The organism is Spirosoma rhododendri (assembly GCF_012849055.1).
In the GTDB taxonomy this organism is placed as follows: Bacteria; Bacteroidota; Bacteroidia; order Cytophagales; family Spirosomataceae; genus Spirosoma; species Spirosoma rhododendri.
In genome coordinates this window covers 2,107,366-2,125,114 of record NZ_CP051677.1, presented here as the reverse complement: position 1 = coordinate 2,125,114, position 17,749 = coordinate 2,107,366, and the positions used below count along the sequence as shown (strand labels likewise).

The window sequence follows — 17,749 nt, the reverse complement described above, 5'->3', positions numbered from 1 at the left end:
CTTGAACGTTAACCAGTAAACCTTAAACTGAATACTAATACAAAAAGCCTCTCCCAATGGGAAGAGGCTTGGTGCCTATGACGGGACAGTCGCTTACAGCGACAGCGTACCGCGCTCGTATGCCTTCTGAAGCGTTGCTTCCAGGCCGTTTTTGTTGATGGTTTTGATAGCCGACGTAGCTACCCGCAGCGTAACCCACTCGCCCGTCGATTCTACGAAGAAGCGCTTCTTTTGAAGGTTGGGGAAGAACTTACGCTTGGTTTTATTATTGGCGTGCGAGACGTTATTTCCCGTCCGCGTGCGCTTTCCTGTGATTTGACAAATTCTGGCCATTACCGTACTCGTTTTCCGTATGAGGGCGCAAATTTGGCTAATTTATTCATTATCTGCAACTCGCGTCTGCTTTTTTTTGAATCCGTAGGGGCAATGGCGGCATCCACTCCGGCAACAATGCCCTCGTTTGCGGTGGTACGATTCGGTAAAAACGACAAAGCCTTCGGGCGTGTAGTAGTAATCGTCGGCGTCGAGACCGGGAATGGGTGGAAATGACGGTGCGGCCATAACTTGTTTGGGCATGTGCCCGAATAATGGTATTTTTGAAAACAACCGTTCGGTAACTTACTTAGTTGCAACCGCTTTCCGGTTACGCTTCTGCTCACCTTATCCAGTAACTTTTTTTTCCTTCTATACTATGGAAACGACACTCCCGATTTCGGCCACCGATCAGGCTATGCAACTGGAATGGAACTACGGTGCCCACAACTACCACCCCATTCCGGTCGTGCTGACGCGGGGCGAAGGCGTGTTTCTGTGGGATGTAGAGGGTAAGCGCTACTTCGATTTTCTATCGGCTTACAGCGCCGTCAGTCAGGGCCACTGCCACCCGCGTATTATCGGGGCCATGATCAAGCAGGCGCAGCGCCTGACGCTGACTTCACGGGCGTTTTACAACGATCAGACCGGCGTATGCGAAAAGTTTATGTGCGACTATTTCGGCTACGACAAGGTGCTGCTGATGAACTCCGGGGCCGAAGGGGGCGAAACGGCGCTGAAGCTGACGCGGAAGTGGGCTTACAAAGTCAAAGGGATTCCGCAGGATCAGGCCAAGACCGTTTATGCCGCTGGTAACTTCTGGGGCCGTACGCTGGCGGCTATCTCGTCGTCGACCGATGCCAGCAGCACCAACGATTTCGGACCGCTGCTGCCGGGTTATATCATTATTCCGTACAACGACCTCAACGCGCTGGAAAACGCGTTCAAAAGCGACCCCAACATTGCCGGGTTCATGGTCGAGCCGATTCAGGGCGAAGCGGGTGTCCTCGTTCCCGACGAGGGGTATCTGCGTGGGGTGCGTGACCTCTGCACCCGCTACAACGTACTGTTTATCGCCGATGAAGTACAGACCGGCATCGGCCGGACGGGAAAGCGCGTTGCCTGTGACTACGAAAACGTGAAGCCCGATCTGCTGGTGCTGGGCAAAGCCTTATCGGGTGGCACGATGCCGGTATCGGCGGTGCTGACATCCGACGAAGTGATGCTGACGATCAAGCCCGGCGAACACGGCAGCACGTTTGGCGGCAATCCGTTGGCTTGCGCGGTTACGATGGCCGCGCTTCGCGTGATCGACGAGGAAAAACTGGCCGATAATGCCATGGCGATGGGCGAAGTCTTCCGCGCCCGCATGACGGCGCTGAGTCAGAAAACCGATATGGTGAAGCTGGTGCGCGGGCGGGGCCTACTCAACGCCATTGTCATTGCCGAAAAGCATGGGCTGGGCGATGAAACGGCCTGGGAAGTGTGTCTGCGTCTGAAAGACAACGGCCTGCTGACAAAACCGACCCACGGTGATAAAATCCGGTTTGCGCCCCCGCTCACCATCACCGAAGAACAGATGCACGAAGCCTGCGACATTATCGAAAAGACGATCCTGGCGCATTAGAATATTTAACACAGAGGAACAGAGAGAAGGCACGGAGAACACAGAGGTAGTTATAAAACCTTTGTGTTCTCCGTGCCTTCTCTCTGTTCCTCTGTGTTAAATATTCTAATGCGCCAGGACGCAGTCGGCGGTGGGTTGCCCGTTTTTGAATGTACCCGTTACGCGATCGCCGTCAGCGAAGTAGTACGATCCCTTTCCGTTCGGTATGTTTTTCTGAAACCAGCCTTCAAAGCGGTCGCCGTTGCGGTAGTAATAGACGCCATAATCGGCACGCAGATTGTCTCTGAAATTACCCTTGTACTTGACTTTTCCGTCGGCGTAGTATTCGGTGCCGACGCCGTGTTTGTCGCTTTCTTCAAACTCACCAACGTAGCGTTCGCGGGTGGGATAGACGAACGTTCCCTTACCGTCTTCACAGTCACCCGACACACACCCTACCGTGGCCTTTGCAGGCGCAGCAGCTACTGATCGTGGACTTACCACTGTCGAAGCGGGGGCAGATGCTACCGGGGAAGTGACGGGCCGGGGAGCCGATGCCAATGCGGGCTTGGCTGCTGACCGGTTTTTGGGGTACATCGATTCAGCTTCGAGCCAGCCTTTGCGTACAGATTCCAGCCGGGCCGGTTTTGCCGGGTGCGTACTCGTTGCGTGTTCATCGCCCAGTGCCCGTACCGCCACCAGCGACTCATCGAGCGAAGCCCCCATCTGATGCAGTACAAAGCCCGAAAACTTGTCGGCTTCCAGCTCTTTCTGCGGCTGTCCGCCCGTTCCGTCAATGGTGTGGCCCTGCAAGTGGTGGCCGATTTCGTGGGCCATGATGCTGATAGCCGACCAGTCGGTTTCGGTTTCTTCTTCGATGCTCTGCATGAAAGCGGCATCGTATACGATAAACCGTTGCCCCTTCATCACCGTGGCAAAGCAGTTCTCCGTATTGGTACACTCAATGATCTTGAAATTCCGCATCAGCCCGATTGGCTTCAGAATGCGGTCGACCACCTTCTGCGCGTGGGCGTTTGAGGTTGTCGTTGGCGAACAGACTACGTCGGGGTTTGTCCCGCTCTTGCCCGTGTAATTACAAATAAATGCGCCCTTAACAGGAATTTGAGCCGACACTGTATGGGCCAGCGCGGGGAGCAACAGGGCCGACAGTAATGTAATCGCTTTCACAGACATAACCGGGTTGGGTTAATCAATCAACACGGCAGAATAACGACGGAACGTGATTGAGTAGTACACGGGCCAGTCAACGTTTTGCGGCTCCTTCGATAGCTTATTTAAAGACCTGTTTGCTTACTTTCCCCTTAGCCCCCACGGCGTAACAGGTGCCTTTTACGCAGGCCAGCGAGTGGTGTCCATCTGTGTCGAGTTGCTGCCAGGTTTGCCCCTGATCGGCGGAAATTCCTGTGCCCGATGGTCCCACAACCAGCAGCCGGTCGCCGGGTAGCAGGGCCACGGCTTCTTTCAGCCCCGCCGGAACAGCCGGCGTCAATTGCGTCCAGTTCTGCCCCCCGTCGCGGGTGATAACCACGTTCGGGCCGGGTTGCTTCTCCTGCTTATAATTTCCACCGACGGCCACGCCGTTTTTTTCATTGAAGAAATGCATCCCGAACAGACCCGTTGCTTCACCCGACGGTAGTGGTGCTGTCGCGACCGACCACGTTTGCCCCCTGTCGGTCGACCGGAATACCCGGCTTGCGGTACCGCCCCCCGATGCAATCCAGACGTTACGTTTTCCCTGCACAGTCAGGCTGGTACCGCTGGCCGCGAAAGCCGCTTCGCCGGGCGTCATAGCGGGTAAAGCAGCCGCCGGAACGGGCTGCCAGCTTTGCCCACCGTCGGCCGTAGTCAGGATAAACCAGCGCCCGTCAATGGGGTCGCTGAAGACAATTCCGTGTTCTTTATCCCAGAAGGCAATGCCGTCGAAAAACACGCCCTTTTGCTGGGTCTGGTACAGCGTTGTCCACGTTTGGCCGCCGTCGGTCGTTTTGTAGAGTCTGGCCTGCCCCTGCTCGGCGGGACCGGCACTCATCAGAATCGCGGTTTGGGCGTCGAAGGCTTTTACATCCCGAAAATCGCAGGTTTGCGCGTCGGGTACTGTTCCTGTCTGCCAGGTTTTACCCCCATCGGCACTACGAACATACGTGCCTTTGGTACCCCCGATCCAGATAACGTCGGTGCCAGCCATATCGACCGACCGGAAACTGGCATCGGTATTCACCGCTTGTGGTTGCCACTGTGCGTGGGCGGCTCCAGCTATGCTACAATAAAGGAGGAGTGCAATCAGGTATTTCGTCATAAAAAAAGCCCGCCGACGCTTGTTGCGTTTGTCGGCGGGCTGAAAGATAACGTCAAAAACGGGTTTACCGCGTATTGAGCGGCCGGGCGGGCGTTGTTTGCTGAATGCTGTTCTGCTGACGCAGCTGATTCAACTCGCGCTCCATACTATCGGCTTTGAAGTAATAGTACAGGCCAGAAATCAGAAAAATCTTGGACAGCACGAAGACCGCAATGAACGCCGGGCGCCAGTACTTATGCACCTGAATGTGCGTATCGTTGACTTCAACGTTGACGTACTGGTCGTCACGATCGGCCGTTGTCGACTTACGCGACTGCTTCTGTTCCTCAAAAGCGGGTTTCCACTTCTGAATCTCGGTTTCGTTGATGCGGTTCATCACAACATCACGCAGACCAGGGGGAGGTGGCACTGCGTGTCGCATGAAAAACTGCTCCATATCGGTTTCTATTTCGCTTAGTTCGTCCTGAACGTCGAAGTTATCCGCCAGATAATGTTTCATTTCGGTCCGCTCCTGCTCCGACGTCAGTCCGGCGAGGTACGCTTCCAGAAATCCTTCTTCCAGATATTGGTGTGACTTTGTCGCCATCAGCTAGTTAAGCGGTAGTAAACGATTTTACGTAAGTTCGGATCGCTCGCAGGACGTCATTTGTAGTAATGTGCAGGCGTTCCGCGATCTCCTCCGAGTTGCATCCGTGCCAAAACGACAAGTTAAAAACAACTTTCGGTAAATTCCGTTCCGTCGGGTGAAATGAAGTTAGCGAGCGTTCCGATGAACTTGGTCTGTTTGCCAGCGCTTTTGCGCGTGCGAGTTGAATTATGGTTGTACTTTCCCGTTCGCGGGCACTTGTTTCCTCGTCTATTGACAACGTAGCAAATAGATCAACCAGTATCTTTTGAGCTACTTCTGGTTGTGGAACGATGTTGAGTATGATACCATAAGCCATGGAACCGTAGCGATCATATAGCTCTATCCGCTGGGCTTTGTCGGTTTTAGACTTGGGAGGTACCGTTGTCCGTGCAATCGTGTTCATATTCAGCCAAGTTTTAACCGTCGACAAGGCTGGCATGTGTGCCTTTCGTCAGTAAAACTTTCAACAAAAATCATCCCATTTCCCGCTGAAATGTACCCGCTCGTACGTAATCTGACATTAAATTAATCAATCACGTCTGTATGTCGCTGCCGAACCTGTTGCTGAATACTACGTGTCATCAACTGGTAGATATCGGCCGTCAGTGGCTGATCGTTCAGCAGGCTCAAATGGGCCTGTATAGTTGTCTGATCGTTTCGCCGGGCCGGGCCGGTTTGTACCAGAGCCGGGTCGGGCACCGATAGGCCCTTCCGTACCGTCTCCTGAATCAGCGGAGTCAGCAGACTAAACTCTAACCCGTTGGAAACCGTCAGGTTACGGGCTAGCGAAAACAGATGATTGGTGAAATTACAGGCGAGCACGGCCGCTAGATGCAGCAGGAGCCGCTCCGACGACGACACCAGATAAACGATCCGGCTCATGGCCTGCCCCAGCGTCACCAGTTCATCCTCAGTATCGGGGTCGGTTGCTTCCAGGCAAAGCGGTATTTGCGCAAAATCCAGTAGTGGCTGCTCACGACTGAACGTCTGGAGCGGATAAAAAACGCCCGTCCGCACGGGAACGTCGCTGTAAATAGCCATCCAGCTCTGAAGCCGATCGATTGAGCAGCTGCCGGACGTGTGTACAAGAATGGCTTCTTCGGGCAGCACCAGCTGCGAACACACCGATTCCAGCGCATCGTCGGGCACGGCCAGGATAAACAATCGGGAGGTACTGCCCGCGAAGTTGAGTTCCGAATGGATCTCCGCGTCGTACAGGTTGCTGACCAGCCGCCGGGCCGACTGTAGCTGTCGGCTGTAGACTTCGTTGATATGGTGACCCGCGTTTTCCAGCGCGGGTGCCAGATGCCAGGCCACGTTACCGGCCCCGATAAACGAAATGTTCATAGGCAAGTATACACTTTTTATTGAAAGCCACGGCACCGGGCTTCGCCGGAAGTCGATTGCTAACGTCGACCGTCGCAGTTAATCCGATTGGCACCGATGGCAGCTAACGCAAGTTTCTATACGTTGGCCTGTGAGCCGTTCAGCCGAAATTTGCGATTGATTTTAAACTAATTGACGCTTCGTCTTCTTATGTGAGTACAACATCATCTACTCACTCGAAAACACCCCTGATGGAACTGGCTGTACTTCTATTATACGGGCTGGCTCTGCTTCTGCTCTTCCTCTACAATTGCGGCCAGTTAAGTTTGATAATTAGCTACCTCCGAACGAAACAGCGTCGCGACCGGCAAGCCAGAACGCTCTTACCAACCGCTCAGTTGCCCGTCGTTACGGTGCAACTGCCGGTATACAATGAATTGTATGTTGTCGAACGGCTAATCGACGCAGTCGCTCAACTCAATTACCCGGTCGATAAGCTGGAAATTCAGGTGCTTGACGATTCAACAGACGAAACGGTATCGATTATTGCCGATCGAATTGCGCATTACCAGCGGCAGGGCATACCCATCGAACATGTACGCCGACCCGAGCGGGTGGGCTTCAAAGCGGGGGCGCTGGCCTACGGGCTAACGTTTGCAAAAGGAGAGTTCGTTGCCATTTTCGACGCCGACTTCGTTCCTGACCCCGACTTTTTGTTGAAGACTGTTCCCCATTTTGCCGATCCGAAAGTCGGGATCGTGCAGACGCGCTGGGAACACCTCAACGAAAACTTCTCGCTCATGACGCAGCTTCAGGCGTTCGGCCTGAATGCACATTTCACGATTGAGCAAAGCGGCCGGTATGAGGCTGGGTATCTGGCCAACTTCAACGGTACCGGGGGGTCTGGCGAAAGGCGGCTATTGCCGATGCCGGTGGCTGGCAGAGCGACACGCTAACTGAAGACCTTGACCTGAGCTACCGGGCGCAGCTGCGGGGCTGGAAGTTTGTGTATCGGGAAGATATTGGGTCACCCGCTGAACTGCCCGTTGCGATGAACGCGCTGAAATCGCAGCAGTATCGCTGGATGAAAGGGGCCGCTGAGTGCGCCCGGAAGCTGTTCCGACAGGTGTTGCGCACCCCCGGTGTTTCGTTTTCGATGAAGCTGCATGCCTTCTTTCACCTCTTCAGCAGCGCTACCTTTATTCTGGTACTGCTGCTCGGCATCATGAGCGTTCCGCTTATTTACATCCGGAATCAGCACCCCGAGTGGGAATGGGCTTTCTACGTTATCAACCTGTTTCAGTTCAACCTGCTCATCCTGATCACGTTCTACGGTATCCCGTTCTGGCTGTTCGAGCGGGAAAACAAAGCGCGTATTATCTGGTATTTCCCGATGTATTCGTCGCTGATGATGGGCTTATCGCTGCACAATACAATTGCCGTACTGGAAGGATATGCCGGTCGCAAAACGCCGTTCGTACGTACACCGAAGTTCAACGTTAAATCGGCCCACGATCGCTGGGATGCCAACAAGTACGTTAGTCGCCAACTCAACTGGCTGACACTGGTTGAAGGGCTTTTGATGCTGTATTTCTTCGGCGGGCTGGTACTGGCGTTCTACGTCCACGATTTCCGCATGTTTTTCCTGCACATCATGCTGATGGTTGGTTTCGGCATGGTCTGCGTGTATTCGCTTGTTCACGCGGCCCGGCGGCAGGTTTCCGTAGGGGCCTAATGGCCACCGCCACACGCTGTTTGGCCGGGCCTGTGCTGCCAGGTTGTGTAAATATGGATATGAAGAAAGCTTAATTTTTTTTTCATATCCGCCTTAACCGGCTGGGGTACGTTTGCTGATGTAATTAAATCAACTACACTAATGCAAACACCCCAATTAACACTGACTGCGCTATTAATGAGCGCCCTGGCTGTATCCAGCACACAAGCCCAAACAGCGAACCAACGCAACAGCGAGCCAATTCAGCTGGCAAGTGCTGGGCCACGACCCGGCGGTCCACGACCTCCCCATCACCAACCGGGTGGCCCCGGGGCTCCGCAGCCGCAGGCGATCACCTCACTGACCACGCTGACCGGTACCGTCAACCAGCTGACGGCCAACGACGACGGTATCCTGAACGGCTTCACGCTCAACGCCAGCCCGGCTACAACAGTACGCTTTGCGACGCACCTGGGGCAGCAGGTTAATGCTACGCTCAAACCGGGCAGTCAGGTAACGGTTATGGGCTACCAGAAAACGGGTCCAACCGGCGAAACAACGTTTCAACTGGTGAAGATGACGGCCGGCAAAACCCAGCTTGTTGATACAGCACCAGTAAAGCCGCAAACACCCGCGACACCAGCGCAACAGACCATAACGGGTAAAATAGCCGACTATCAGCTTGGGCGCGATGGTCAGGCCAACGCGCTGATTCTGGCCGATCAGACCATTGTGAAAGTCCCTCCCCACGTGGCAGGTCAGCTGACCACGCTGGCGCCCAAGGGTAGCACGATCACTGTCGATGGCTACGCACAATCGCTTGGTGAGGGGCAGGTTCAGCTTCAGAAGCACAACATCGTACGGGCCTCTGTGTTGACCGTTGCCGGCCAATCGTATCTGGTTCGCTAAGCGCCGTAACCGGGATTAGGTCACCATCTGATCGAATCCCGGTTACTATGTTTTGCGTACCTCATCCATCCTGACCGCGAATTTGTTGTTTATCACAGTGCCGGTTAGCGAGCGTGCTAACCGGCACTGTGATAAATCGTGTATTGAAAACCATCATCACTCAGCTTATCGTCGACATATGGTAGACGTATCCCCCATTATCCATACCCGACAGCCGGGTAAAGGAAGCTTACGTGCGCTCGATGCCGCCAATTTTTTTCTAGCCGACGTACGGGACGGTCTTGGCCCGTACCTGGCCATTTACCTGCTCACGACCCAGCACTGGGCACCACAGGACATCGGTATTGCCATGTCTGTCATGGGTATTGCCACTGTTGCCACGCAAACCCCCGCCGGAGCACTGGTCGACCGAACCAGGTACAAGCGGTTGTTTTCGGTAGTGGCTTCACTGCTGATTGCCTCAGCGGCCCTGCTGACCATTTCCTTTCCTACGTATGGCATTATTCTGGGCGGACAGGCTGCTATGGGCGTCGCTGCGGCCTGGTTTACGCCCGCCGTTGCCGCTATCACGCTGGGTATTGTGGGGCCGAAGAAACTCGACGGTCGAGTCGGGCGGAACGAAACGTTCAACCACGCGGGCAACGTGTTTGCCGCGCTGCTGGCGGGGCTAATCGGGTACTATCTGAGTCCAGCGGGTATTTTCGTTCTGCTGGCGGGCATGTCGTTGTGCAGCAGCCTCTCCGTGTGGAGCATCAAGGAAAGTGACATCGACCATCAGCTGGCGCGCGGTTGCGACGACGATGACACCGCCAGCGAGAGTGCCGACAAACCTTCGGGCTGGCGAGCCATTCTGGGCAATCGCTCCATTCTGTTTTTTGCACTGGCCTGCGTGCTGTTCCACTTCGCCAATGCCGCCATGCTACCGCTATTGGGGCAGCGACTGGCAAAGGGCATCGACGCAGGCAGTTCGTCGGCCTATATGTCGGCCTGCATCATCGTGGCGCAGGTTGTCATGATTCCAGTTAGTTATTGGGCCGGGCGGCTGGCCCCATCGGGTCGTAAGCGGCTGTTGATGATCGGCTTTCTCGTACTGCCGATCCGGGGTGTGCTCTACACCATGACGAGCGATCCGGTGCTGCTGGTTGCTATTCAGATACTGGACGGTGTCGGAGCGGGCATCTTCGGCGTTTTGTCGATTCTGGTCGTCTCCGACCTGACGCGGGGTAGTGGCCTGTTCAACACCACGCAGGGGGCCATCGCTACCGCTGTCGGGCTGGGCTCGTCGCTGAGCAATGCGTTTGCGGGCAGTGTTGTGCAACGCAGCAGCTACAACACCGCTTTTCTGATTCTGGCGGGTATTGCTGTTGTGGCCGTAGGTGTGCTCTGGGCCTTCGTTCCCGAAACAAGTACGAAGTCAACCTGATTGTATTCTCGTCTAGTCAATTCACCAGCATTCTGTTTTATGGCGACAAACCGCTACTCACTCTACCATCTTTTTTTCCTGAGTCTGTCAATTGCCGTATTGGCAAGCAGCTGTATGAGCAGCCGCTCACTGGAAGCCCTGCAACGGGTCGCGCAGGACCATTGCGAAGTCGATTCAAGCCATACATCCGGGTACGTATTCCGCCCGGCCTCGCTTCAGGCGGGGTCCGCCGAAGAAACGCTGCTACGGGGTCGATACGGCCCACGAGCCCTGCACATGGCGCAGGCCGTCGGGCTAATACCCTCGCTCGTTCAGCTTACCAATCTGGAAACGCAGGAAACCGGCGCGGTTCCGTCGACGGCTTATCTGGCCGTGCGGCAGCGCATCAGCGATCAGCTTCAACTCGCCAGTGCCGACATTGCCACCGCATCGGCTCTGCTCGACTGCGAAACGAAACGCGCAACACTGACGGCTACGCTGCTGACGCGCCGGGAAAACATCCGCGAGAAGCGCATGACGATCAGTGCCATTACGCTCGGAGCCGTGGCGATCATTGGGGCCAGCCTGCTAAATCTGCACGAAGAGCACACCGCAGCCGACTGGCTACACATCGCCGGGGGTGTGGGCGAGGGCGGTCTTGGTGTACTGGCCCTGCGTCAGAAAGCCCCCCGAATCGACTACCCGCACGTTCGCAATCCGCTCCGCGACATTTGGGAACGCCCCGCTACATCTACTCAGTTTGCGCCCCTGGTCTGGTACTATCTCAACCAGCCCCGGATCGATGCCAAACAAGCGGTAACGGCCGAATTGCACAGTAGCTGGGAGGAACTTACGTCGCTGAATGCCGCCGGAAAACACAGCCGAAAAGCGCACCGGGAGGTCAATTATTTTGGCACGGGCGGTAGCTACGATGCCGAGTCCCTGACGCTACGGGCAACCATGCTCGGGCAGCTGGAAACCGAAATCCGGCTGATGAACAACGACCTGACCATACTGCTCAACGAGATAGTGAGCCGGAAAGATGGCCGGTCGATCCGGCGGTGAGCATTCGTATGAATTAATTTAATCTTAAGCCTTTCTTCATATCGGCCCGGCATTTTTGATCTGTTAAACAGACAAAATACAATGAAGAAAACAATGTTAACGGCTGCGGTACTGGTCACGATGCTGGTAGCCAGTTGCAGCAAAAATGCGATGGTTGGCCCCGACCAGCCCTCAACAGCCAATGCTCGTGCTGGCGCGTCGACCCAGACCGTTACGCTGACGGCACCACTACCAACGTCAACGCTGCCTGCCGGTGTGAAAACGTACCTGGATCAGAAATACGCGGGATATTCGCTGATTAAAGTAGATCGTAAACGGGAGCCCGGCACGACGACGTTTGCGGGCACCAAAGTGGTATTTCTGCAAAACGGTACGGTATTCGATCTAAATTTTGATGCCAGCAACGCGCTGGTAGCAGCACCGACCGGACCGCAGGGTGGCCCAACGCCCCCAGCCCCCGCAGGCAATCATTCGGTCAGCTACGTGTCGCGGGCCGAACTACCGGCTGCCGTTGCCAGTGTCATCAGCAGCAGCACGTACTCGACTTACACGTACGGCTGGACCGAACTGCACGTTCACGACGGCCAGACCCAGTACGACGTAAAACTATTCAGCAACAATCAACCGACAACGCTGCACCTGAGCGCCAGCGGTACCACCGTAACACCAACGCCCCCCGCTGGGCCGGGTGCACCCGTGTCGGGCACGGCAACAGCGCCGGTATCAGGTACGGCTACCCCACCCAAGCCAGCCGGTCCGGGATCGGGCACGGCTACGGCTCCTGGCTCAGGCACCGCGACACCGCCTGCTTCGGGTACTGCCGTACCGCCAAAACCACCCCGCCCGAATGGCCCTGCGCCAACTGCGCCCGGCTCGATGACCGCAACACCGGCTAACCGCTCGTTTATTCTGGATGGTAGCAAAGTACCGTCGGCAATCGGGTCGTACCTGCAAACCAACTTTAGCGGCTACACCTTCCTGGCGGCAGAGCAAAGCACACCTCCCACCGGCACCACCAGCGAGTACACCGTCGATATCGCCGTCGGTAAGCAGTTGTACAAGCTGCGGTTTACGGCAAACGGCGACCTGCTGATGGCAGAAGCCCGCAACTAGTAGCCCGGCAACTGGCAGGTAACTGTCAACCGTAGTTAACTGGGGGGATGTTCGCTATGCGGATATCCCCTCATTCATTGGGAGCCGAAGTTCCGCTCTGAATTGCCCGTCATGCCCCGATACGCTGAGTTCACCGCCCATAAGCCGCACCACCTGATGGCTGATCCAGAGGCCCAGCCCGTAGCCATCGTGGTTCGGATCAGCCTGGTAAAATTCGCAGCTGAGCCGGTTGGGGTCGGGTAATGGCGCGGTGGTCTGATTCACGAGCGACCAGCTAATCAGGTCCGACTGCTGAAGTAGCGTCAGGTCGAGTTGTGTGCCGGATGTCGCGTATTTAACGGCGTTGTCGAGCAGGTTGAGCAGCACGTTGGTCAGCTTGTCGCTGTCGGCCCACACGCACAGCTGATCGGCAACAGGGTCGAGGTCTATGGACAGAAACAGATTTCGTTCGTTGACAGACCGTTGATAGCGCTCCGCCAGCCGGAGCGTCAGTTCGTCAAGTTCGATGGCTTCCAAACGAAGCTGAAGCGTACCCGCCCGTAGCTGACTCATCGCCAGCAAATCGTCGACAAGGCGGCTTAGTCGGCGCAGTTCGCTTAGCTGATTGTGGAGAAAACGGCGTTCGCGGTCGTTGATCGCTTCGCGCTGCGCCACTTCGATCTCTGTTCGCAGAATACTGAGCGGGGTTCGGAGTTCGTGAGAAGCAGCAGCAAAAAAAGATTGCTGCGTGTCGACAGCCTGCCCGATTCTAGTCAGCATCTGATTGATCGTTTCGGCTAGTTCCTGCAACTCATCCCGCGAATCCGAGATTGGGATAGGCGTTGTTTCCCCGGCCTGACTGACCGTTCTGGCCGACGAAATGATGGCACGCAACGGGCGCAGCAGCCAGCCACTCAGCCACCAGGCGCTCAGCCCCGACGCGGCTACGCTCGCTATCAACGTGAGCAGCAACAACACACCCATCCCGCGTAATTCACGATTCAACGGTCGGCTGCTGTGGCCAACTACGGTGGTGAGCGTACCGGCTCCATCACTCGTAGACCGCACCGAGCGCACCAGCCGGAACGTGTCTATCTCGACAACGGCGTTCTGACGAAGTAGTGTTGAATCGGCGGGAAAATGGGGCGACCGGTATAGCTCTTTACGATACGAACCACTGCTGAACCACTGCGCCATCACTTCGCCCCGGTCGGGCAGGGGGATTACCAGCGGGTACACAGACGTTCGCTCGGCGAGCCGAACCGCCCGGTCGGCCAGAGTGCGGTTGTCCTGCGCGACCAGCACCAGCCGTACCCGGCTGAATAAATAACTGGCAGCCCCGGCGAAACCCAGCAGAAACGTCGCGCCAAAAACCAATCCAATCTTTACACGGATACTCCGGACTGGATGCCGTACAGTCATAACAGATGCAGAAAAAGCTGATTACTGCGTGTTGGTAGCTCCTCGCAGCCGGTACCCCACTCCGACTACCGTTTCGAGCAGGGGCGACTCAAATCCTTTGTCGATTTTTTTACGAAGCTGGTGCACGTGTACCTCCACGACGTTGCTTCCCCGGTCAAAATCAGAGTCCCAGACTTTCTCCGTGAGCTGCGCTTTCGACAGTACCCGCCCCGGCTGACGCATGAACTGCTCCAGCAACTGAAATTCACGGGGTGTCAGGGTTATTGCTTTCCCGTCCCGACTTACTTCCCGCGTAGTCAGGTTCATTGTCAGGTCAGCCACGCGCCATACCGGCACCCGGCTCCCGGCCTGCCCACGCTGCACCGTCCGGATTCGGGCCAGCAGTTCATCCAGTTCAAAGGGTTTCCGCAGGTAATCGACAGCTCCCAGGTCCAGCCCCGAACGACGTGCTGCGACTGGTTGAGCGCACTCAGAATCATCACCGGCGTATCGATCGTAAAGTCGCGCAGGTTCCGCAACAAATCGAAACCCGTCGTGCCGGGCAGCATCAGATCGAGCAGAATAAGATCATAAGTACCCATGGCGGCCTGTTCCAGCCCGGCGGCTCCGGATAGAGCCACATCGACGGCGTATCCCGCCTGATTTAATCCTTTCTGAAGGTGAAGGGCCAGTTTCTCTTCGTCGTCAATTAATAGAATCCGCATCTACAGCGCATACGTTTGGTTATTGATAATCAGGGCCGTTGGATGAATCAGCTTCCGCCCCGTTTTGTTTATAAACCCCGGTTCAACCCGCTCGTAACCCACCACGCCCAACCGGTCTACGCCCACCAACAGCGCCTGAACAGACTCTCCCTGGTGAGGTTTAAGCTCAATCACGTGCCGGTCGGTTAGCAAGGCCGACAGACGACCGGCATCGTCGTGTAATTCACCCATCAATGCACTCTCCTCCTTTATCAACTTACCTTGGGCAGGTGCAGGCGGGGGTAAACTCGACAGCAGTAGCTCACGTTTTGTACTCGTCAGCTGCACATTAATCAGCTGAAACACCGGTTCCGCTGTTTCAGCGGGCAACGGGAGCGGTTGTTCAGCGGCCGTTACACGAACCGTTTTTCCAACGGGCGTTTGCTTCAACACCTGCGCAGCTGTGTGGGGCGGAAAACGCAGCCAGATCGTTCCGGTACTTGTGCGCAGTTGAAACCCGTCGTAATCGCCAGCCCGATTCGTATGGAAGCCTAAAACGCGCCCCGACAACGTCTGTGTGGATTGAGCAACCAACCTGTGAGTCTGAACCAGACTCAGCAACAGATACAGATAACACAGGAGTCGCTTCATGAATGAGACAAAGTAGAAAGCGTGTATAAAGAAGTAATTAAATCTACCTTAAGCTTTGTTAATACACCGCTTATGGGACGGCTGCTGATCAGATCGGACACTATCACCGGCGTACAATGAGCCTGCTGAATTCAGAGTGGGCCGTGCAATCTTCAAGCAGGACCTGAAAACTGCCTGAACAACCGGGTCCACACGCCCAAATCAGCAGAGAAGAACCGAGTTATACCGGAAACTACCGAAATCAATAAACACCATTGACGACAAAAGACACCGATTATCAGTGTCTTTTGTCGTCAATGGCATCTATACTATGAGCGGGCAAAAAATTCAAATACAAGTATTTGATTATTAGATAATTGCAAATATTGAACAACAAATAAGAAACAAAATTCCATCAAGTTAGCTGCATTTCATACGTGGCTCCGGGATTTGCCTGCCTAAATCAGGGCGTAGCGCTCCTACTCGGCGTATTGCTCTCTCCAACGAGCGCTTTGAGTTATGCTACATTAAGCTTACCCTCAGTAAAAGCCTGTGAAACAACCTGTTTAAGTTTGTTAACAGTGTCTTGGCTATTATCCAACGATCCGACCTCTAGTAGGGACAAGTCGTTTGTTAGAAGGTTAAAGACGGGTATCATGCGATAATTTAAATGATTAGTGCTTGTTATCAATTGATAACATTTTCTCAACAATCGTTGGTTATTTGACAAATTTTGGCTGAGAGCAATCTGCTGATAAACAAAGCATTGCACTTGAAAATCAAACAACTGATTACTTTCTCTCAACCATTTATTTGATCTCTCTCAACCATTTGTTGATTATTTGACAAGTTTTGGCTGAGAGAATACCGAGTGTGGTTATTGACGCCAATCTTGACTACCGTTCCCTCATCTATCAACGCGTCAATCTGTCGTTTAACCTTACGCTCACTGATCTCTTTACCAATTCGTTCATGTATATCTCGAATGGGAGCGGGCTGATATATCTCCAAATCAGTTAGTATTAATTCTCTAAGCCGATGAGGGGCAATCTTTGTCAGGTCGGTCTTACCCTTGTAGTTGAGCCGACGCAAGTAAGCCGGGTTTATATGGTACTCGGTCGCTTTGGTTTTGCCTTTGGATTCGACTAAACCCAGTTCAGGCAAACGCCCTAACCAGTTCCTGACGCCCTGTGCTTCTTTAATATCTAATCGCTTTGTCAACTCCAACGCTGACAAGCTGCTATACTGTGCGATCAGCCCCAAGCTGATTACCTCTTTTTGTCGTAAGCTATACTCCTCATTTGCTTTCCTGACCAGACGAACAATCTCAGACCTAATAATACGTCGGTATACTGTAACCACTACGCGGTCGTTGCCTTCTTCAACCATTGGTACAGACTTGCCCTCTGCAAGCAGAGTTTCATAGATGAGATCATAGCCAGAGCCTTCTTTCTCCATCAGCCCTAAATCATAGAAGACCTGAGCCAACTGGTTATTACGCCTGACCGACTGGCTGATGATGTTTTGAGGAGTAACGCCCAACGGCAACAAACCGGGGCTATGAATCTCTAAGCGGTCAGTGAAGAGATTAATAAAAATATCTCCCCGCACCGTGTATGACTTATGTACAAGCGCGTTAGCTACCAACTCACGAACTACCCGAATATCGTAGTTAGGAACCGACGTTCTGAACAGACCGTCCGGTATCTCAACGGCCTCCTGCCAGTCAGGTATTTCGGTCTGTACGGCTTGTAAGAGTTCTTTAGGGTTGAGGTAATAATCATCCCAAACGATTTTATTAACCTTCTCCTCCCGGTCGTCTCGCTTTATGAACTGAATAACGGGAGCATACAGAAGCGTTGCTCGGTCTTGCCGCTGACCTATCCAGAGTATACCCAAATTGGTCAGGTAGTCGCCTTTCACGAACAGGTAATGTTCTAGAATCTCATCGTCTGATTTCTCTTTGATAAAGCGGGAAACGCGCTGAGACGCTCGCACATCAGCTAAGAATTGTCGGTACTGAGCATTATCAGCGCGAGTCTTTGGAACCTTACGGTTCGTTTGTTCCTCCCAGATGAGGGCGTTTTTATCGGCTGCAAGCCTCAGCAACTCATCCGGCAAGACAGGTTTACTCTCATCAGAAACGCGAATGTAATACCGCCCGTCTGTCGTACCAGCTACGCTCTGTGCGTTACGGTTTATCAAGACCTCAATGTATTGCCCGCCATTGGCTGCGGTCATAAGCTGAGGAGTAACACTGACATTATAAGTGCGTTGGCTTACCTGCTTGCGAATAGTGTCAAGCCACTTTTCATCTATAGTTTGGCTTGATACTGGTTCGCTGGCGTCGTCGTCAATACCAATTAAAATTTTACCCCCGTTGGCATTGGCAAAGCTTACACAGTCTTTGGCTAACTCGTTCCAATCGGTGTTTTTATTGTCTCTAAGAAAGGTCAACGCCTTCTTATCAATCTCCTGACCTTCCTGCATAATCGCAACAAAGCGGCCTAAAATCGCTATCCCCAAAAATAACCTAAATCTTCAGGTTTTTGGTAGAATAGCGCTGATTTACGTACAAGTCTCACCTTCGCAATTTGCTGGAAAGTAACCTCAATTATTGAGAAGTTAAAGAGTTGATTTATC

Annotated in this window: 17 protein-coding genes and 1 pseudogene; 6 read left to right on the top strand and 12 right to left on the bottom strand. The window is 54.1% G+C overall.

The window, feature by feature from the left end; genetic code table 11:
- Positions 1 to 93 precede the first annotated feature (93 nt).
- Both rpmB and HH216_RS08930 read right to left on the bottom strand, forming a co-directional pair.
- Positions 94 to 333: a 50S ribosomal protein L28 gene (gene rpmB, locus HH216_RS08935; protein WP_169550502.1), complete on the bottom strand. Its 240-nt coding sequence runs from the start codon at positions 331 to 333 to the stop codon at positions 94 to 96.
- A 42-nt stretch (positions 334 to 375) separates the two neighbouring features.
- Positions 376 to 576: a DUF5522 domain-containing protein gene (locus tag HH216_RS08930; protein ID WP_254448751.1), complete on the bottom strand. Its 201-nt coding sequence runs from the start codon at positions 574 to 576 to the stop codon at positions 376 to 378.
- A 115-nt stretch (positions 577 to 691) separates the two neighbouring features.
- Between HH216_RS08930 and rocD the strand changes: the two genes are divergently transcribed.
- A complete protein-coding gene (gene rocD, locus HH216_RS08925; RefSeq protein ID WP_169550501.1) occupies positions 692 to 1,939 on the top strand; it encodes an ornithine--oxo-acid transaminase in 1,248 nt (415 codons plus the stop codon).
- Between the two features lie 105 nt (positions 1,940 to 2,044).
- Here the strand turns inward: rocD and HH216_RS08920 are convergent, their stop codons facing one another.
- From HH216_RS08920 to HH216_RS08900, 5 genes are all read right to left on the bottom strand, one after another.
- Positions 2,045 to 3,112: a M48 family metalloprotease gene (locus HH216_RS08920; protein WP_169550500.1), complete on the bottom strand. Its 1,068-nt coding sequence runs from the start codon at positions 3,110 to 3,112 to the stop codon at positions 2,045 to 2,047.
- A 97-nt stretch (positions 3,113 to 3,209) separates the two neighbouring features.
- The gene (locus tag HH216_RS08915) at positions 3,210 to 4,235 is read right to left on the bottom strand and encodes a WD40/YVTN/BNR-like repeat-containing protein (protein ID WP_169550499.1); all 1,026 of its coding nucleotides are present in this window, start codon (positions 4,233 to 4,235) and stop codon (positions 3,210 to 3,212) included.
- A gap of 64 nt (positions 4,236 to 4,299) precedes the next feature.
- A complete protein-coding gene (locus tag HH216_RS08910; protein WP_169550498.1) occupies positions 4,300 to 4,821 on the bottom strand; it encodes a hypothetical protein in 522 nt (173 codons plus the stop codon).
- 7 nt (positions 4,822 to 4,828) lie between these two features.
- Positions 4,829 to 5,266: a hypothetical protein gene (locus HH216_RS08905; RefSeq protein ID WP_169550497.1), complete on the bottom strand. Its 438-nt coding sequence runs from the start codon at positions 5,264 to 5,266 to the stop codon at positions 4,829 to 4,831.
- 122 nt (positions 5,267 to 5,388) lie between these two features.
- Positions 5,389 to 6,210 carry a Rossmann-like and DUF2520 domain-containing protein gene (locus HH216_RS08900; protein WP_169550496.1) on the bottom strand — a complete coding sequence of 274 codons (822 nt, stop codon included), beginning with the start codon at positions 6,208 to 6,210 and terminating at the stop codon, positions 5,389 to 5,391.
- A gap of 230 nt (positions 6,211 to 6,440) precedes the next feature.
- Here HH216_RS08900 and HH216_RS08895 point away from each other — a divergent pair.
- The 5 genes and pseudogenes from HH216_RS08895 (at position 6,441) to HH216_RS08875 (ending at position 12,392) form a co-directional block, all read left to right on the top strand.
- A pseudogene (locus HH216_RS08895) lies at positions 6,441 to 7,924 on the top strand (cellulose synthase family protein).
- Between the two features lie 177 nt (positions 7,925 to 8,101).
- Entirely contained in the window at positions 8,102 to 8,812 is a 711-nt protein-coding gene (locus tag HH216_RS08890) for a hypothetical protein (RefSeq protein WP_254448750.1), read from the top strand.
- A 178-nt stretch (positions 8,813 to 8,990) separates the two neighbouring features.
- The gene (locus tag HH216_RS08885) at positions 8,991 to 10,235 is read left to right on the top strand and encodes an MFS transporter (protein ID WP_169550494.1); all 1,245 of its coding nucleotides are present in this window, start codon (positions 8,991 to 8,993) and stop codon (positions 10,233 to 10,235) included.
- A gap of 114 nt (positions 10,236 to 10,349) precedes the next feature.
- Entirely contained in the window at positions 10,350 to 11,279 is a 930-nt protein-coding gene (locus HH216_RS08880; protein ID WP_254448749.1) for a hypothetical protein, read from the top strand.
- 81 nt (positions 11,280 to 11,360) lie between these two features.
- The gene (locus HH216_RS08875; protein WP_169550492.1) at positions 11,361 to 12,392 is read left to right on the top strand and encodes a PepSY-like domain-containing protein; all 1,032 of its coding nucleotides are present in this window, start codon (positions 11,361 to 11,363) and stop codon (positions 12,390 to 12,392) included.
- Positions 12,393 to 12,446: 54 nt separating this feature from the next.
- Here the strand turns inward: HH216_RS08875 and HH216_RS08870 are convergent, their stop codons facing one another.
- From HH216_RS08870 to HH216_RS08855, 5 genes are all read right to left on the bottom strand, one after another.
- Positions 12,447 to 13,793: a sensor histidine kinase gene (locus HH216_RS08870; RefSeq protein ID WP_169550491.1), complete on the bottom strand. Its 1,347-nt coding sequence runs from the start codon at positions 13,791 to 13,793 to the stop codon at positions 12,447 to 12,449.
- A 21-nt stretch (positions 13,794 to 13,814) separates the two neighbouring features.
- A complete protein-coding gene (locus tag HH216_RS25790; protein ID WP_254448748.1) occupies positions 13,815 to 14,099 on the bottom strand; it encodes a winged helix-turn-helix domain-containing protein in 285 nt (94 codons plus the stop codon).
- 2 nt (positions 14,100 to 14,101) lie between these two features.
- Positions 14,102 to 14,497, bottom strand: coding sequence for a response regulator transcription factor (locus tag HH216_RS25785; RefSeq protein WP_254448747.1), 396 nt, complete (start codon positions 14,495 to 14,497; stop codon positions 14,102 to 14,104).
- Positions 14,498 to 15,127: a hypothetical protein gene (locus HH216_RS08860; protein ID WP_169550490.1), complete on the bottom strand. Its 630-nt coding sequence runs from the start codon at positions 15,125 to 15,127 to the stop codon at positions 14,498 to 14,500.
- A gap of 780 nt (positions 15,128 to 15,907) precedes the next feature.
- On the bottom strand, positions 15,908 to 17,596 hold the full coding sequence (locus HH216_RS08855) for an ATP-binding protein (protein WP_169550489.1): 1,689 nt from the start codon (positions 17,594 to 17,596) through the stop codon (positions 15,908 to 15,910).
- Positions 17,597 to 17,749: the final 153 nt, after the last annotated feature.

Bases quoted from the DNA above. Each gene is read 5' to 3' on its own strand.
- rpmB (WP_169550502.1), bottom strand. From the start codon at position 333: ATGGCCAGAATTTGTCAAATCACAGGAAAGCGCACGCGGACGGGAAAT.
- HH216_RS08930 (WP_254448751.1), bottom strand. From the start codon at position 576: ATGCCCAAACAAGTTATGGCCGCACCGTCATTTCCACCCATTCCCGGT.
- rocD (WP_169550501.1), top strand. From the start codon at position 692: ATGGAAACGACACTCCCGATTTCGGCCACCGATCAGGCTATGCAACTG.
- HH216_RS08920 (WP_169550500.1), bottom strand. From the start codon at position 3,112: ATGTCTGTGAAAGCGATTACATTACTGTCGGCCCTGTTGCTCCCCGCG.
- HH216_RS08915 (WP_169550499.1), bottom strand. From the start codon at position 4,235: ATGACGAAATACCTGATTGCACTCCTCCTTTATTGTAGCATAGCTGGA.
- HH216_RS08910 (WP_169550498.1), bottom strand. From the start codon at position 4,821: ATGGCGACAAAGTCACACCAATATCTGGAAGAAGGATTTCTGGAAGCG.
- HH216_RS08905 (WP_169550497.1), bottom strand. From the start codon at position 5,266: ATGAACACGATTGCACGGACAACGGTACCTCCCAAGTCTAAAACCGAC.
- HH216_RS08900 (WP_169550496.1), bottom strand. From the start codon at position 6,210: ATGAACATTTCGTTTATCGGGGCCGGTAACGTGGCCTGGCATCTGGCA.
- HH216_RS08890 (WP_254448750.1), top strand. From the start codon at position 8,102: ATGAGCGCCCTGGCTGTATCCAGCACACAAGCCCAAACAGCGAACCAA.
- HH216_RS08885 (WP_169550494.1), top strand. From the start codon at position 8,991: ATGGTAGACGTATCCCCCATTATCCATACCCGACAGCCGGGTAAAGGA.
- HH216_RS08880 (WP_254448749.1), top strand. From the start codon at position 10,350: ATGAGCAGCCGCTCACTGGAAGCCCTGCAACGGGTCGCGCAGGACCAT.
- HH216_RS08875 (WP_169550492.1), top strand. From the start codon at position 11,361: ATGAAGAAAACAATGTTAACGGCTGCGGTACTGGTCACGATGCTGGTA.
- HH216_RS08870 (WP_169550491.1), bottom strand. From the start codon at position 13,793: ATGACTGTACGGCATCCAGTCCGGAGTATCCGTGTAAAGATTGGATTG.
- HH216_RS25790 (WP_254448748.1), bottom strand. From the start codon at position 14,099: ATGAACCTGACTACGCGGGAAGTAAGTCGGGACGGGAAAGCAATAACC.
- HH216_RS25785 (WP_254448747.1), bottom strand. From the start codon at position 14,497: ATGCGGATTCTATTAATTGACGACGAAGAGAAACTGGCCCTTCACCTT.
- HH216_RS08860 (WP_169550490.1), bottom strand. From the start codon at position 15,127: ATGAAGCGACTCCTGTGTTATCTGTATCTGTTGCTGAGTCTGGTTCAG.
- HH216_RS08855 (WP_169550489.1), bottom strand. From the start codon at position 17,596: ATGCAGGAAGGTCAGGAGATTGATAAGAAGGCGTTGACCTTTCTTAGA.